Source organism: Clostridium puniceum (assembly GCF_002006345.1).
Taxonomy (GTDB): domain Bacteria; phylum Bacillota; class Clostridia; order Clostridiales; family Clostridiaceae; genus Clostridium; species Clostridium puniceum.
Window position 1 is genome coordinate 1 of record NZ_LZZM01000239.1, and the last position, 17,198, is coordinate 17,198.

The window sequence follows — 17,198 nt, forward strand, 5'->3', positions numbered from 1 at the left end:
TTACATATATAAGATCTAATTAAGAAAGTTCATAATTTAGTTGGTTGTCTTATCCAATCACTCTAATATAGAAATTAAATCTTAATGAACAAATTTTTTTAGAACATATATATATATAATTATATTCGTCCAAAATCTAAATGAATTTTAATTTATCTGATAAGACTTTTTCCTTTAAATAATAACTTTAATCAATCTTTTTATAATTTTCTACAAATAAAAATACTACTAAAACCAAATTTCTTAGATTTTAGCAGTATTTTTTATTTTATAAGTTACTCTTTATCTTATCTATTAATTCATTATATTCTTCTTCATTTAATAACACCTTATTTTCTGGCATCATATCAAAGGTCTTCCCCCAAGATGACCCATCTTTATATTTAGGTACAATATGGAAATGAAGATGTTTCATTGTATCTGCAAAAGCTCCATAATTAATTTTATCTGGGTTAAAAGCAGCTTTAATTGCTGCTGCTGTCTTAGCCACATCACTCGTATAATCTGCTAATTCTTCTGACGTTAAATCTGTAATTTCACTTTTGTGTTCTTTAAAAACAACATTACATCTACCTTTATAAGTTTGTTCTTTAAATAAATATACAGTTGAAGCTTTTAAATCGCATATCTTAATCATTAAATTATCAAGCTCTTGATTCTTTGAACAATAAAAACAGTTTTCATCAAAATTCATTTTTTCATCCTCCTATAAAGTAACACCTTTTTTGAATATTGCAAGTTCTTTAAATTTATTTATTTCATTATTTACAAGCTTTCCACTTGAAACTTCAATTATAAATTTTACTAATTCTTCAGTTACTTCTTCTAAAGACTTATCTTCAACTAAAGATCCTGCATTAAAATCCATCCAATGTGGCTTTAATTTATATAAAGCTGAATTTGTTGATATTTTAATTGTAGGAATAAAAGTCCCAAATGGAGTTCCCCTACCTGTTGTAAATAATACAATATGACAGCCTGTTGCTGCAAGTGCTGATGCTGCTACTAAATCATTTCCTGGTCCACTTAATAAGTTAAGGCCATCAACCTTTAAAGTTTCTCCATACTTAAGTACATCTACAACTGTTGCTTTTCCTGATTTTTGTGTACATCCAAGAGATTTATCTTCAAGAGTTGTTATTCCTCCTGCCTTATTTCCTGGTGATGGATTTTCATATATCGGCTGATTATATTCCATAAAATATTCTTTAAAATCATTAATTAAATGCACAGTTTTGTTAAAAGTTTCTGTATCTTTTGCTCTATTCATAAGTATTGTTTCTGCACCAAACATTTCAGGTACTTCTGTTAAGATTGTAGTACCACCTTGAGATACTAAGAAATCTGAAAAACTTCCTACAAGTGGATTTGCAGTTATTCCAGAGAATCCATCAGAACCGCCACATTTTAATCCAATTTTTAATTTTGATACAGGAATATCTACTCTCTTATCATCTTTCATATTATCATAAAGTTCTTTTAAGATTTTAGCGCCTTCTTCTATTTCATTTGAAACTTGTTGTGCAACTAGAAACTTAATTCTCTTCTTATCATAATCTCCTAATGATTCTATAAATTCTGTCATTGTATTGTTTTCACAACCAAGTCCAAGTACTAATACCCCTCCTGCATTAGGATGCTTTACTAAATTTCCAAGCATTGTTCTTGTATTAATATGGTCATCTCCAAGTTGTGAACATCCATAATTATGTTTATACACTTCAATTCCATCTAAACCTACTGGATTAACTTCTTCTTTGAATTTGTCAACTATTCTTTCCCCAATTCCATTAACACAACCAACTGTTGGGACAACCCAAAGTTCATTTCTTATACCTACATTTCCATTTTCTCTTTCATATCCCTTAAACGTAATACCTTTATTGTCACTTGAAACATCTGTTAATTCTTGGTTAAATTTATAATCCTTTATACCGTCTAAATTTGTTTTAATATTATGGGTGTGAACCCATACACCTATTTCAATATCTTTTATAGCATGGCCGATTGGATATCCATATTTAACTATATTTTCATTAGTAGAAATATTAGCTATAGCAATTTTATGCCCTCTTTTTACATCTTCTTTTATTTCTAATTTTTTATTATCTATTTCTATTATTTCACTCTTTGCTAAATCTCTAAGTGCTACTACCACATTATCTTCTTGATTTATTTTTATAATTTCTTTCACAGAATCTCCCTACTTTCATTAAATTATTGTTTATTTAGTTAAACAACATATTTAGGAGTAATGCAATTTTTAAATATTGATATTCAAAAATTGCATTAAATATATTATGTAAAAATTTAATTATGAGGCTATATTATTATATATGGTGCAATTATAATTTCTAATAAATTTAGGTTAATAAATTATTATTATTCAGATAACTATTTTTGCACCATATATATTTACTAAAGTACTTCTTTAATAGCTTCTTTCATACCTAATTTTTCTATTGAAATTAAGTATTTTGTAACTTCATCTGTTAAACTTGGAATTTCATTCAAATTCATTCCCCAATTCTTTTCATATGCTAAAACTGAAGTAACTATATTTTTTAAACCTTCATCACTTCCATCATGTTGTGACCATAAGCCTTTATATAAATCCAATATGTCATCATCATCAGCTAAGCTAATAGCTTCTTCTCCTCGTCTGCCTTTATAAAATTCAATTAAAGATGCAAGAGAGAATACTAACTTCTTAGGAAGTGTTCCTCTTCTATTTAAGTATTCAGTCACACTTGGCAAATCTCTTGTTTTATATTTAGACATTGAATTTAATGCAATACTCATTAAGTAATGTTTAACATATGGATTTTGGAATCTTTCAATTATTGCATCTGAAAATTCAACTAATTCAGCATGTGGAAGGTCTAATGTCTCTATGATTTCATCATAGATTAAATCATGAACAAATTTTCCTATAACTTCATGATCTACAGATTCTCCGACAGTTTCTAAACCATAAAGATATGCTACTGGAACCATTGCCGTATGTGGTCCATTTAATATTCTAACTTTTCTAGTTCTGTAAGGTGTCATATCATCAACAACTTTTATGTTAAGTCCAGCTTTTTCTATTGGTAATTCATCTTTTATAGATTGCGGTCCTTCAATTACCCATAAGTGAAATACTTCTCCTACATTTACTAAATTATCTTCATATCCAAGCTCAGCTGTAACTTCATCAATTGTATCTCTTGGATATCCTGGAACTATTCTATCTACTAAACTACAGCAGAATGTGTTATAATTATTAATCCAATTAACAAAGTCTTGTCCTAAGTTCCAAATTTCTGCATACTTAAGCACTATTTCCTTAAGTTTTTCACCATTTCTATCTATAAGTTCACAAGGTATTATTATTAAACCTTTACCGCTGTCACCTTTAAAGGTTTCAAATCTATGATATAAAAGAGCTGTTAATTTTCCAGGATAGCTTTTTTGACATCCTTCATTTAACTTATCATTTTCATCAAAAGCAATACCTGCTTCAGTAGTGTTTGAAACTATAAATCTTACTTCTGGATTTTCTGCAAGTTTTAAATATTCATTATAATCTCTGTATGGATTAATTCCTCTGCTTATACTGTTCATAATTTTATGAGTCTTTACAGCTTTTCCATTTTGAACACCTTGAAGATAAAGAGTGTATAAACAATCTTGTTCATTTAACATATCAACTAATCCATTTTCTAATGGTTGAACAACAACTACACTTCCATTAAAATCTGCTTCATCATTCATTTTATCTATTTGCCAGTCAACAAATGCTCTTAAAAAATTTCCTTCTCCAAATTGTATCATTTTTTCTGGATAAGTCTTAAACTCTTTGTAAAATTCTTTAGTTAATTTCATAAATTATTCCTCCAAAATTTTATATTCTTTATAATTATTTTTTATTTCAATAAACAATTCACGATGCATAGAAAATTAATAATTTGTTTATTTTACATCGTCAAGTTTTTATTGATTATTGCACACGTGTACATTTGATTCGAAATAAAAATCTAATTTAAAATATATTATTTGCAAAGTTGTTAGGATATTATTTATTATTTAAATTATCTTTTCAAACATATTTTTGAAGATAGTTATGATTTTGTTTTTAAATAGTTACATTTTGTTTTGCATTCAACTTAGAGATAGAATATACTCAACTTAAATTTAATTTTTTTAACGCCATCACTAACTATCTTCATAGATATTTTTTATAATTTATTATAAATATATTATCTTTCTATTCCTTGTTTCTTTCCTATGAATTCTAATAGTTGATCATAATATGGATATCCTTCCATATCACCTTGAACTAAGGTTGCCATAGCTCCAACACCATTTGCATATTCACCAATTTCTTTTAATGATAAATTTTCTAAATATCCAGATAAAAATCCTGCTGCAAAGCCATCGCCTGCCCCAGCTGTATCTTGAATCAAATCTGAAACATTGTATCCCGAAACATTGACTCCTTCTTCTTTGTTTTTAATATAGCAACCTTCTGCACCTAATTTAACTGCTACAATTTTTGCTTCCTTTCCTAAGAAATAGTCACAAACTTCATCCTTATCAGTTAATCCTAGTAGAAGTTCTGCTTCATCTAAACCTGGCATAACTATATCCGCCTTATTTGCTATATCAACTAGAACTTTTTTAGCTTCTTCAATAGTCCATAATTTTAATCTAATATTTGGATCAAAAGATACTAAGACTCCGTTATTCTTAGCAATTTCAATAGCTTTATATACAGCTTTCCTAGCACTTTCTGATAATGCTGGTGTTATTCCTGTTAAATGAAGTATTTTTGCTTGTTTAATATATTCTTCATCAATATCATCTACAGAAATAGTGCTTGCTGCTGAATCCTTTCTATAATAATATACATTAGGATTGCTTCTTTGATAATGTTCTTTAAAAAGTAAACCAGTACTTCTTTCTTTATCAATTGTTACTCTTGATGTATCTACACCTTCTGCTCTTATAGCATCTCTAACAAATCTTCCAAATTCATCATCAGATACTTTAGAAAACCAGCCAACAGTATGGTTAAGTTTAGCTATTGCAGTAGCAACATTTGATTCAGCCCCACCAAGAGATTTAGTAAAGTTATGAACATGTCTTAATGGTCCATTAATATCAGGGTTAAAAACAACCATTGACTCTCCAAATGTTACAACATCCATCTTACTTATTCTCCTTAGCCTTTTTATATGCTTCAACAAATTGTCTAGCAGTTTTTTCTACTAATTCAAAATCTCCAGTTTTAGCACCTTTAGTTAAGTCTCCACCAGTTCCAACAGCAACTGCACCTGCTTCTACCCATTCATGGATATTAGCTACTGTAACTCCACCAGTTGGCATAAAATCACCTTGTGGAAGTGGTCCCTTAAATGATTTAATTACAGATGGTCCATAAAGATTAGCAGGGAATACTTTTACTACATCAACACCATATTCAAAAGCTGTAATTGCATCTTTAACAGTCATAACTCCAGGCATTACTACAATTTTATATCTGTTACAAAGTTTTAAAGTTTCAACATCTAGGCTTGGACTCACAATAAATTCTGCTCCAGCTAGTATACATGCTCTAGCAGTTTCAGTGTCTAATACAGTTCCTGCTCCAACTACTATATCTGTTCCTTTATATTTTTCTGCAACTTCTTTAATTACATCTATAGGATTTGGAACTGTCATTGTAAGTTCCATGATTTTAATTCCACCCTTTGCAACAGCTTCTACAATTTTAAGAGCTTCTTCTTTAGAGTCTCCTCTTACTACAGCAACAACACCAGCATCTGTTATTTTCTTTAATACTTCTTGTCTTTTCATTTCGTGTACCTCACTTACTTTTTTATTTAAAGTCAAAATATTTTTCTGCATTATTATAGCTTATATCTGATATAATCTTTCCTAAAGAATCCATATCATTAGGGAATTCACCATTTTCAACCCATTCTCCAATTACATTACAAAGAATTCTTCTAAAATATTCATGTCTTGTATAAGATAAGAAACTTCTTGAATCTGTAAGCATTCCAACAAATGCACTTAAAAGTCCTAAGTTAGCCAATGTTTTTATTTGATCTTCCATTCCTATCTTATGATCGTTAAACCACCAAGCTGAGCCAAATTGTATTTTACCTTTTATTCCATCCCCTTGGAAACATCCAATTAGCGTTCCAATAGTTGAATTATCAGTTGGGTTTAAGCTGTATATTATTGTCTTCGGAAGAGCCCCTTCTACATTTAGTGAATCTAATAATCTTGAAAGCGGTACAGCTATTTCTGTATCATTAAGAGCATCAAATCCAGTATCTGGTCCAAGTTTATTAAACATTGTCGTATTATTATCTCTTACACAATTCATATGCAACTGCATTGCCCAACCTAAATCTGAATATAATTTTCCAAGATATTTTAATGTAAATGCTCTATATTTATTTTCCTCTTCAAAGCTTACACTACCTTCAATTAAAACTTTTTCAAAAATATCTCTTACTTCTTCAATTGAAGTAACTGCATTTGGTACGAAATCTAATGCATGGTCTGATACTTTACAACCAACTTCATTAAAGAATTCCACTCTCATCTTTAATGCTGCTAATAATTCATCATAAGTTTTAATTTCTCCATCTATAACTTTTTCCAGACTGCTTATCCATTCTTTAAACGTTGTTTTATTTATTCCAAGAGCTTTATCTGGTCTAAAAGTAGGTAAAACTTTTACATCAAAACTTTTATCTTCTTTAAGTCCTAAGTGATACTCAAGTGAATCAATTGGATCATCTGTAGTACATATAACTTTTACATTTGATTTCTTAATTAATTCTCTTACTGAAAATTCATCACCAGTTATCATAGCGTTTACTTTTTCCCAAATGTCTGGTGCAGTTTTTTCATTTAATGGTTCATCTATACCAAAGAATCTTTTTAATTCTAAGTGAGTCCAGTGATAAAGTGGATTTCCTATAGCTACTGAAATTGTTTTTGCCCAAGCTAAAAACTTTTCATAATCACTTCCATCTCCTGTAATAAACTTTTCATCAATTCCATAAGTTCTCATTTGTCTCCATTTATAATGATCACCATAAAGCCATACTTGTGTAATATTTTTGAACTTTTTGTCTTCAAGTATTTCTTGTGGGTTTATATGACAGTGATAATCTATTATTGGCATTTTCTCTGAATAATCATGGTATAAAGTTTCTGCCACACCATTTGATAATAAAAAGTTTTCATCCATAAATTTTTTCAAGTTAAATCCTTCTTTCTTAAAGTTTAGTACTTATTATAAAATTATTTGTTTTTTCATTTTATATAGACTTTTTATAATAAAAATTTTTTCTACAAATCATTATCTGTTATTTACTTGACTTAGCGATTTTGTATATAGTTCACGTTAACAATACGAGGTCGCGTATATTTTAACATGAACAAATACAAAATTACTATTTACTGACCTACATCTGTATTATAAGCCCTCTGATTAAATATTACAACACTTTTTTGTTCACGTTAACAATATTTTTTACAAGTTTAAATCTCACAGTAAAACAGTTTGTAAAGTAAATTAGCTCCAATTACTCTAAGATGGCTATTTTACTTATAATATTCGATTGTAATAATTATAAAACTGCTAAAGAAGAAAGTGAGAATTTGTATTTAACATTTCCTTCCCCCTTTCTCCTAAAACTTTATATAATATCTAATTAAAATCCACTCTAAGATTCTAACTTTAAATGTTTTACTGACTCTCTCACTATAAGCTTTGATTCGATATACACTTTTTCTTTATTTACTTCTCTATTTTTTATTATATTTAATAAATTTATTCCACCATATTCACTCATAGCTAGTGAATCTTTTCTTACACTAGTTAAGGTTGGAGTAACATATTTGCAGAAATTACTATCGTCAAAACCTATAATAGAAATATCATTTGGTACATTTAAATTTGATTCAAAAACAGCTTTCATTGCACCAACTGCTATATCATCATTAGAACAAAATACTGCTGTTGGCTTATCTTCTAAAGCTATTAATTTTTTCATGTTTTCATACCCACTTTCTAAATTATATTTACCCGATATCATATATTCTTCATTAAGTGGAATATTATTATCCTTTAAAGCTCTTACATAACCTTCTTTTCTATATACACTCGATTCAAATTCCTTATTTCCTCCTATTATTGCTATCTTTTTATGGTTATTTTTAATAAAATAATCAACAGCTTCATAAACTCCATAGGTATCATTGGACATAATATTTACAATATTGGGAGTTTCTACATGTCTATTGATTACTACAATTGGTATCTCTTTTTCAATTACATCTTTAATAAACTCATCATCAGTTTTTCTTTGACTGACCGCTATTATTCCATCAAAATTGGTCTTATCAATTTGATGAAAATATTTATAATCATCTATCCCTCTAATAACTAGATTATATTCTTTATCTATAACTTTATTTATTCCTTTTATGATTTCATGAAAGAATGTATCTGTTGTTCCGTCACTAATAGATGAAAAGAAAACTCCAATAACATATGATTTTAATAAAACCAAACTTTTTGCATTATAGTTTGGCACGTAATGTAATTCTTTTGCTAAAGCTTTAATCTTACTCTTTGTTTCTTCATTTATGTAAGGACTATTGTTAAGCGCTCTTGATACTGTTGTGTGAGAAACATTTGCAAGCTTTGCAATGTCTTTTATAGTAACACCCATCTTTTTTCTCCCCCTAATAAATCATATATACATATATATTAACATAATTAATATAAATATGCCAAAAACATATATTGCTAGACATTTTTTTTGATTTATAAACACTTCTTATTTATTTTAATATTAAATCTCAATTGATTAAAGATGTAAATATTACCACTTTTACACTTAAGTCTTGAAAATTTTCCATTTACTTAAAATTTTTTAATTATTCTTGCAATATTCATCTATAGTTTCTGCAACAATCTTAGCTTGAACTACAGCTTCAACTACAGTTTTCGCTCCTGTAACTACATCTCCAGATGCAAATGTTCCTTTTTTAGTAGTATTTCCTTTATCATCTGTTACAAGTAATCCCCACTTATTTGTGTTAAGTTCTGTCGTATTAGATACTATGTTAGTTCTAGGTGTTTGACTTACCGCTATAATTGTCGAATCGCATTTAAAGAATTCTGTTTTTCCTTCTATAACTTTAGTTATTACTTTTCCATCTTCATTTGTTACATTTTCTGTACAAATAAGTTCAATACCATTTTCTGTAATTTCAAGTGGTGATTTAAATAATTCAAATTTAATACCATCTTCTTTTGCTTCTCTAATTTCCTGCTTAGTTGCACTCATATCTTCAAATCCTTTTCTATAAAGAACAGTTACTTCCCTAGCGCCATTTCTTTTAGCACTTCTTGCAGCATCCATTGCTACATTTCCAGCACCTATAATAGCTACTTTTTCACCTAATTTATAATATTGGGGTGACTTTAAATAATCTATTGCAAAATGCGCATTTCCAAGCGTTTCACCTTTAATATTTAATGTTTTAGGATTCCAAACCCCAGTTCCAATAAATACAGCCTTATATCCATCTTCAAATAATCTATCTAATGGTATTACTGGTCCTATAAGTGTATTAGGTCTTATCTTAACTCCAAGTTCTATTAATTTTTCTTCAATTGTATCTATCAACTTTTTTGGTAATCTATATTCTGGTATACCATACCTAAGAACTCCGCCTAGTTTAACGTGTGCATCAAAGATTGTAACATTATAACCTCTATTTGATAATATAAAGGCAATTGTAATTCCTGCTGGTCCTCCCCCAACGATTGCAACTCTGTCTTTAACTTTAGGTAAATTTTGAAATTTGATTTCATTTAAAAACTTATTTGATATTTCTTGCTCTATTTCATGAAACTTTATCGGTTCACCTTTGATTCCTCTTACACAATTTCCCTTACATTGATCTTCATGAATACAAACTAATGAGCACACTGCTGAAAGTGGATTATTTTCAAATAAAACTTTCCCAGCTTCCTCAAGCTTACCTTTCTTGTAAAGCTCTATAATTTCTGGTATAGGTGTATCAATCGGACAATTTTTCTTGCAATTAGGTTTCTTACATAATAAACATCTATCTGCTTCATTTAATAATATATTATTCATATTAAAGTTTCTCCTTTTTATTTTTTGTATACTTAGTATAGTAACTTATTTTTAATTCTATTTCAACAATTAGATATAAAAGGACTCTCTCAAAATTTTAATTCAAATCATTAATAAATTTAAGAGAGTTTCTTGTATTTGTTTATAAAAATTTTAAAATCATCTTAATTTTTAAATTTTTTTATTCACTTTTATTATTTTTCATATAAATACAAAATGCCATTTCTAGGACTAGTTATTAACTTTCCTATAAACCCTCTCTTTTTAAGCTCTTTTTGAAGACTATACATGAAAAATCCATGTGTAACTATTAAGATGTTTTCTTTACCATCTATTTGGGTCTCATCTAATAATATATCAACAAATTTTTTAGCTTTATCTCTAGTTATAATTTTATTTTCTTCTTGGGATTTATGATTAAAATACCATGCAATTCTCCCGCTAACTGCCCAAAACCAATATGGAAGTTTAAAATTGCTTTTAAATATAGGATCAATTATAGTTTCTCTAATTAAATCATTTTGAACAATCTCATCTTTATATACATACTGTGCTGTTATTATAGCTCTTATAAGAGTACTGGAATAACATTTATCCCACTTTATTCCTATAAGCTCTACATCTTTCTTAATAACTTCACTTATATTATAATTTTCTTCCCATTCCTTAAATTGCTTTGAAGTCATAAAAATTTTTTTATGATAATTAACTTTAAAATGCCTAATAAGACCTATCTTCATAAAAATCCCTCCGGTCTTTAACCTATTGTCAATAACTCTCTTTAAAAATATTATTCTTTAATTCGTTTTATTATTTCCATTAGCATTTCAACTCTATTAAATGGAGTTATGAAATATAACCCATCACAAATATCTTTTATTTTCTTTCCAATCTCTGTTGTTATTTTTATACCAACTTCTTGTGCTTCTTCTTTACTCATATCTTCTGAGAACATCTTTACATATTTATCTGGAATTGTCACTCCTGGAAGCTCATTGTTTAAAAATACTGCATTTCTATAATTAACAACTGGAAGCAATCCTGCTAAAATCTTTACATTTGTTCTTTCCTTGGCCTTCTTCAAAAATTCTATAGCCTCATCATCATATACTGGTTGAGTTAAAAAGAATTTTGCACCTTTATCTATTTTTTTTAGCATTCTTTTAAATTCTACTTCTTTGTTTAATACATTTAAATTTAGAGCCCCACCGATAAGAATATTGTCTTCATTAAACAATTCAACATTCATATCTTCTATAAGTTCCATTAATCTAAAAGAATTTAAATTAAAAACACTTTTAGTTTCAATTTTGCTAGCATCTGATATAGGATCACCAGTAACTGCAAGTACATTTCTTATATCTTCAACATGAGAACCTATTAAAGTTGATCTTATAGCATTTGTATTTTTATCTCTGCAACATATGTGCGGCATAGCCTCAATACCTATTTCTCTTTTTATTTTAGCTGCTATAATTGTTGAATCTGCTCTTACTTTTGACATTGGTGAATCTGGTACTGTAACTAAATCAATATTATTTGCTTTACATATTTTAGCGCCTTCAATAAGTTTTGATATATCTGTATTTATTGGTGCTGATAATTCTATTGCAATTACAAATTCATTATTGTCTAATTTATTTTTGAAAGTATTTTGTACTTTTCTTTCATTTTCCTTGGCTTTTTCTTCTTTTCTAATAGTAGTATTAATCACTTTTGAATTTTCATGAATTAAAGAAACTATTTGTTTAATATATTTAGGATTTGTTCCACAACATCCGCCAATAATAGATGCACCCATTGATTTAATATCAATAATCTTTTTTGCGAAATATACTGGATTATTAGGATAAACTGTTCTTTCATGAATTATTTCTGGATACCCTGCATTTGGTAATGCTGAAACAATATCATTACCTATGTTAAGATTATTAATTACTTCTGATATATACATTGGTCCAGATCCACAATTAAATCCATATGCATCTATATCTTTTATATTCTTAACTGAATTAACCAATTTAGATATACTTAAGCCATCTCTTGTAAAGCCATCTGGTTTAACTGCAAATTGAGTCAATATAAAACTATTTTGATTTTTCTTTTTTATATATTCACTTATTTCTTTTAAATAGTTATAATTACTGAAGGTTTCAAATATAAAAATATCAATATTCTCATCTAAAAAGCAATCTACTATATATTTGTATTCATCTAAAATATCTTTATTTGATTCATCTAAATTATCTTCTTTTATAGGCCCAATACTTCCTCCTATAAAAATTGATTTGTCTTGTGTAGCTTCTTTTGCTATATTTATTCCTGAATTTATTATATCCTTTAATCTTTCCTTAGATACTCCCAAATCATATATATTAGCTGAAAATGTATTTGTTCTAATTAATTTTGCCCCTGCATCAATATATTCAGTATGTATTTTCTTTATAGTTTCTTTATCATTTAAATTCGCAAATTCGCAGTATGATACATCGTTTCCTGTTAATTCAGAATAATATGTCCCCATTGCACCATCGCTAATTATTACATTATTTTTTAAATATTCTTTTATCATTTTAATCTCCCCAAATTCTTATTAATATATGTTAATAGTAAGTATACTATAAAATTAGTTTTTCGTCGCTATTTTCAGTTTAAATTCAATGATTTATTCTTAATGTTACATCTTATAACATTAATGTAGCCTTTTCTTTATTAGTGACAATTTGTTTATTTTCCTCTAGCTCTATATATAATTCATTTTTATTATTCAAAATCATATAAGTTTCTGTTAATGAAAAATAGACTTATCCTATACAGATAAATCTATTTTTTAATAACGATTTTAATTTTTAGTTTCTTTATTCACTCCATCTGTTTTTGGTTCTATTTGAATTGTTGAACTAGGTACCTTTGTTTCTTCTGGAGTCTTTCCTGAAGTTGTATTATTCTCACTAGTTCCATTATTTGGTGCTATTATTATACCACTATCATCTGGCACCTTAGATGGTGTATTACCTTTTTCTGGTGTCACTGGTTTTTCTGGTTCCAACTCTAATACATCATTATTTTTTGGCTTAGAAGGAATACCTTCTTTATCAGTATTCTTATCAGTGTTAGAATCAGCATTTTCAGAAGGAACATTGATTACCGGTTTATCTCTTCCTGCATTTGTATTTTCCCTTGAATCCACTGCTGGTTTTTCTGGTTTTACTTCTGGCTTAGTTTCAACTGTAGGAATTTGTGCAGGCTTTTGTTCCTCTTTCGCCTCCCATTGGATAACATTTTCTTTATCTTTTATAAGAGCTGTAATTTCTTTAACAGGTGCTTTCCCCATTTTATCCTTTGTCGCTTCATCTACTGAAGCTGTTTCTTTAGCTTTATATCTACCTAAACTTATATTTTCTGTCTTGGCTTCATCAACTTCTTCTTTATCAGCTTTCACATAAGTTATATCTTCAGTATTAAAAGTTGTTCTAATAGCAGCTTGCAAATTTTCTTCATAACCACTAGTATCTCCATTTTTTATAAATGCAACCCCAACTAAAACTTCTTTGTTAGCTTCTAAATAATTCTTTTCCACTAATTTTTCTTTTATTTTCTGCATTCCTTCATCCAAAGAAATATCTTTAATATCACTAAAGTCTATCTTCTTCCCATCATCATTTACACCATCAACTTTAATAATCTTTTGTTTGCTATCTGCTTCTATTTGAATACTCGGATTAATATCTATACTTACAACAGCAAAAGCCTGTTCTGGTCTGATTGTGCTAAAGAAGGTGAATACAAGTAAAAATAATGCCGCAATTGATCCAAATGTTTTTATAAAATTGTTATGTCTATGAACCTTGCTTGCAGTTGCCGTTACAATATCATCCTCAAAATAAAATATCTTTTGACCAACCTCCATATTAGGTTTGAATTTTATTTTTTCCATCATTCCATTATCATTTAAAGCTATAACATAACTTTTTTTCACTTCCATTATCATTCCCTTATTCATTCTTATCACCTACTTTCTGATCCAATTTTTTAAAGCACTGAGATTTTTATCAAATATTATTACCACTGAAATTATAAATTTTTTACTTCTTTTAATTACCTTTTCAGTAACTGCAAATCTTAATACAATTCTTTTTATAGGTAATCTTTTTTTACATACATAAAAGAAGTTAATTCTTCCTCTTTACTTATTTCTTCTGATAAACTAATTGCATTGTTTCTCGTTGCTTGTTGTTTAGGAGCTTCATCTGCTAAATCCTCTAACGAAAATCCAAAAGAACTTATTTCATTTTTTAATTTATTAATTTGCTCTAATAATACGCCATTATCTTCCTTTTCTTCTAAATACTCATCTTTAATTTCTAATCCCTTGTCCAATAATTCTTCAAGGGATGAATGATGATGTTTATTTTCACTTTTTAGATAATTTTTTATCCTACTTCCTATTACAAGCTTAGCATAAGATAAGAAATGACCCTTTTCATTATCATATCTTTCAATTGCCTCATGAAAACCAAGTAAGCCAACGCTTAATTCTTCATCATTTTCACAAGATACATATCTGCCTGTAACATCTGAAATACTTTTTATTATAAAAGGCATATGTTTTTCTATAAGTTCATTAACATCTGTATTCTTATTATTAATATTTAAATCTATTAAAACAGATTCGAGCATTTCCTACGCTCCCTTCCCCGGTCATTATTATATACAAAAAAAATTATTATTTTTGGTACTTTTTATTAAATAAATCCAAAATTTAATTTAAAATTTTGGATTTAGCATTTATTAAATATATCTGTATATATCCATTTTATCATATTTTTGCTCATAAAATAACGAAACTTAGCAAAAATAATCTTTTTTATTATAACATGCATCAGATTTTTTTTAAGTTATTTAAGATAAAATTAAGTTTAATATTTCACTATTGGTAATTTTATTTATAATATCTCCATCTTTTAACTCTCCAGTTATAACATTATTTATTAATTCTTTTTTATCATCTTGAAGAAGTATTATCTTTTCTTCAATTGTATCTTTTGCTATTAATTTTATTACTTCTACTACATGCTTTTGTCCTATTCTATGTGCTCTATCTGTAGCCTGATCTTCAACTGATAAATTCCACCAAGGATCAAAATGTATAACAATATCTGCACTAGTTAAATTTAATCCTGTACCTCCTGCTTTAAGAGATATTAAAAATACTCTTATATTTTCAGTTTTATTAAACTCCTCTACAAGTTCAATTCTATTTTTTGCAGAAGTATTTCCATCTAGATAACTGTATTTTATATTTTGAGATTCTAACTCCATTGAAATTCTAGACAAAACAGAAGTAAATTGAGAAAATAATAAAATCTTATGATCTTTAATATTTTCTAATATAAGTTCTTTTGCAATATTAATTTTGCCACTCCCCCCAGAGTATCCATCAATAATAACAGAAGGATCTAAGCAAATTTGTCTTAGTTTTGTTAAGTAGGAAAAGACAGTCATATTATTTTTATCAACCTTATGTGTTTTTATATTATTCTGGATTTCCTTAATATATGATTTATAAATTTTATCTTGAACTTCTGTCATTTCAACTAAAAACTTTTGTTCAATTTTTTTTGGTATTTCTTTAATTACATCTTTTTTAATTCTTCTTAAAATATAAGGACTGATTAATATTCTAAGCTCTTCTACGTATTTATCTTCTGTGTTAATAAATTTTGAAGAAAATTCTTGTTTAGTGTAAAGATAGCCTGGCATTATAAATTCAAATAAAGCCCAAAGCTCCATCAAATTATTTTGAATTGGGGTACCTGTTAATACAAATCTACTTCTTGAATTAATTTCTTTTATGGCCTTTGCATTTTGAGACTCTGAATTATTTATATTTTGTCCTTCATCTAATATTAAATAATCAAAATTAATATTTTCATATTCTAAAATATCATTTTTTAAAGTTCCATATGTAGTTAATACAATATCATAATCATAAATATTATTTAATAATTGTATTCTTTCATTTTTCTTACCATGAATAATTCCAACCCTTAAGCTTGGAGAAAATTTTTCAAATTCTTGTTTCCAATTATATATAAGTGAAGTTGGTGTAACTATTAACGAGTGTGATTTTTTTTCAGATAATAAAAAGGTTATTGTTTGAATTGTTTTACCAAGTCCCATTTCATCTGCTAAAATTCCTCCTAGTCCTAAATAACTTAAGCTTTTAAACCAATTATAACCTTTGACTTGATATTCTCTAAGAGACCCCATAAATTCTTTGGGAATTTCAAAAGAATTTTCATTTAATTTATCTAATCTTCTTAATGCATCTGTTAAGTTTTCTTTTCCATTAAGTAATTTTATTTGTTTATTATCTAGTTTACTATTTAAATAGTAAAGCTTATTTAATTCAAGTTCATATTCACCCTTGCCTTCTGTAACATTTATATTTAAAGTCTCTATAATTCTTATAAATTCAGCTAATTCTTCGTCTTCCAAATCAACAAATACATTATCCTTAAGTTTAATATATCTTTTTTTATTTTTATAAGCATTTATAACATCATTTAACTCTTTATTATCAATTCCATTTAATTCAAATGAAAACTTCAAATTCTTATTTTCATCTTCCTTTAATTCTAAACTTGATATATAGTCATTATAAAATTTTAAATATTTCCCGTTACAATTTAAGTTTTTTATTTCTCCTAATCTTTCCAATTGCTTAACTTTTTCCTTCAAGAAAATATAGAAATCATCATCATTTCCATAATATATGAACATTTCATTTTTATAAAAAAATCTATTCTTATTTAATTCACTTTCTATAAGACGTATCTTTCTAGAATTTTTTATAATTGAATTATTAGAATTCAAAACTTCAGAATAAGCAAGCTTATTTTCACTAATGGTTAATATAACATTACAATAGAAATTATCTTCTTTTTTTTCAAACTGAAAATCAATTTTTATATTATCTGCTAATTTTTCAATAATAGCATTATCTATAGT

12 protein-coding genes and 1 pseudogene are annotated in these 17,198 nt (G+C 27.5%); all 13 read right to left on the reverse strand.

The annotated features are described in order from the left end of the window. Positions 1–268 precede the first annotated feature (268 nt). A complete protein-coding gene (locus CLPUN_RS25960) occupies positions 269–694 on the reverse strand; it encodes an HIT family protein (protein ID WP_077850086.1) in 426 nt (141 codons plus the stop codon). Positions 695–706: 12 nt separating this feature from the next. Next, on the reverse strand, positions 707–2,194 hold the full coding sequence (locus tag CLPUN_RS25965; RefSeq protein WP_077850087.1) for a UxaA family hydrolase: 1,488 nt from the start codon (positions 2,192–2,194) through the stop codon (positions 707–709). A 224-nt stretch (positions 2,195–2,418) separates the two neighbouring features. Beyond that, positions 2,419–3,867 (reverse strand): tagaturonate reductase, encoded by a 1,449-nt coding sequence (locus CLPUN_RS25970; protein ID WP_077850088.1) that lies wholly within the window; start codon positions 3,865–3,867, stop codon positions 2,419–2,421. A gap of 374 nt (positions 3,868–4,241) precedes the next feature. Beyond that, the gene (locus CLPUN_RS25975; protein ID WP_077850089.1) at positions 4,242–5,192 is read right to left on the reverse strand and encodes a sugar kinase; all 951 of its coding nucleotides are present in this window, start codon (positions 5,190–5,192) and stop codon (positions 4,242–4,244) included. Position 5,193: 1 nt separating this feature from the next. After that, entirely contained in the window at positions 5,194–5,841 is a 648-nt protein-coding gene (locus CLPUN_RS25980) for a bifunctional 4-hydroxy-2-oxoglutarate aldolase/2-dehydro-3-deoxy-phosphogluconate aldolase (protein WP_077850097.1), read from the reverse strand. Positions 5,842–5,863: 22 nt separating this feature from the next. Continuing rightward, complete coding sequence (gene uxaC, locus CLPUN_RS25985; RefSeq protein ID WP_077850090.1) at positions 5,864–7,267, reverse strand: glucuronate isomerase; 1,404 nt, start codon at positions 7,265–7,267, stop codon at positions 5,864–5,866. A 466-nt stretch (positions 7,268–7,733) separates the two neighbouring features. Further along, positions 7,734–8,744, reverse strand: coding sequence for a LacI family DNA-binding transcriptional regulator (locus CLPUN_RS25990; protein ID WP_077850091.1), 1,011 nt, complete (start codon positions 8,742–8,744; stop codon positions 7,734–7,736). Between the two features lie 204 nt (positions 8,745–8,948). Beyond that, complete coding sequence (locus tag CLPUN_RS25995; RefSeq protein ID WP_077850092.1) at positions 8,949–10,184, reverse strand: NAD(P)-dependent oxidoreductase; 1,236 nt, start codon at positions 10,182–10,184, stop codon at positions 8,949–8,951. Between the two features lie 194 nt (positions 10,185–10,378). After that, on the reverse strand, positions 10,379–10,924 hold the full coding sequence (locus CLPUN_RS26000; RefSeq protein ID WP_077850093.1) for a histidine phosphatase family protein: 546 nt from the start codon (positions 10,922–10,924) through the stop codon (positions 10,379–10,381). Between the two features lie 50 nt (positions 10,925–10,974). Beyond that, positions 10,975–12,756: a bifunctional homocysteine S-methyltransferase/methylenetetrahydrofolate reductase gene (locus tag CLPUN_RS26005; RefSeq protein ID WP_077850094.1), complete on the reverse strand. Its 1,782-nt coding sequence runs from the start codon at positions 12,754–12,756 to the stop codon at positions 10,975–10,977. Between the two features lie 270 nt (positions 12,757–13,026). Beyond that, positions 13,027–14,187 carry an anti-sigma-I factor RsgI family protein gene (locus CLPUN_RS26010; RefSeq protein WP_077850095.1) on the reverse strand — a complete coding sequence of 387 codons (1,161 nt, stop codon included), beginning with the start codon at positions 14,185–14,187 and terminating at the stop codon, positions 13,027–13,029. A gap of 9 nt (positions 14,188–14,196) precedes the next feature. After that, positions 14,197–14,864, reverse strand: a pseudogene (gene sigI, locus CLPUN_RS26015) (RNA polymerase sigma factor SigI). A 222-nt stretch (positions 14,865–15,086) separates the two neighbouring features. After that, positions 15,087–17,198: DEAD/DEAH box helicase (locus CLPUN_RS26020; RefSeq protein ID WP_077850096.1), on the reverse strand; the 2,112-nt coding region annotated here is incomplete at its 5' end.

Coding starts and splice junctions, on each gene's coding strand:
- CLPUN_RS25960 (WP_077850086.1), bottom strand. CDS start 694: ATGAATTTTGATGAAAACTGTTTTTATTGTTCAAAGAATCAAGAGCTT.
- CLPUN_RS25970 (WP_077850088.1), bottom strand. CDS start 3,867: ATGAAATTAACTAAAGAATTTTACAAAGAGTTTAAGACTTATCCAGAA.
- CLPUN_RS25975 (WP_077850089.1), bottom strand. CDS start 5,192: ATGGATGTTGTAACATTTGGAGAGTCAATGGTTGTTTTTAACCCTGAT.
- CLPUN_RS25980 (WP_077850097.1), bottom strand. CDS start 5,841: ATGAAAAGACAAGAAGTATTAAAGAAAATAACAGATGCTGGTGTTGTT.
- CLPUN_RS25990 (WP_077850091.1), bottom strand. CDS start 8,744: ATGGGTGTTACTATAAAAGACATTGCAAAGCTTGCAAATGTTTCTCAC.
- CLPUN_RS25995 (WP_077850092.1), bottom strand. CDS start 10,184: ATGAATAATATATTATTAAATGAAGCAGATAGATGTTTATTATGTAAG.
- CLPUN_RS26000 (WP_077850093.1), bottom strand. CDS start 10,924: ATGAAGATAGGTCTTATTAGGCATTTTAAAGTTAATTATCATAAAAAA.
- CLPUN_RS26005 (WP_077850094.1), bottom strand. CDS start 12,756: ATGATAAAAGAATATTTAAAAAATAATGTAATAATTAGCGATGGTGCA.
- CLPUN_RS26010 (WP_077850095.1), bottom strand. CDS start 14,187: ATGAATAAGGGAATGATAATGGAAGTGAAAAAAAGTTATGTTATAGCT.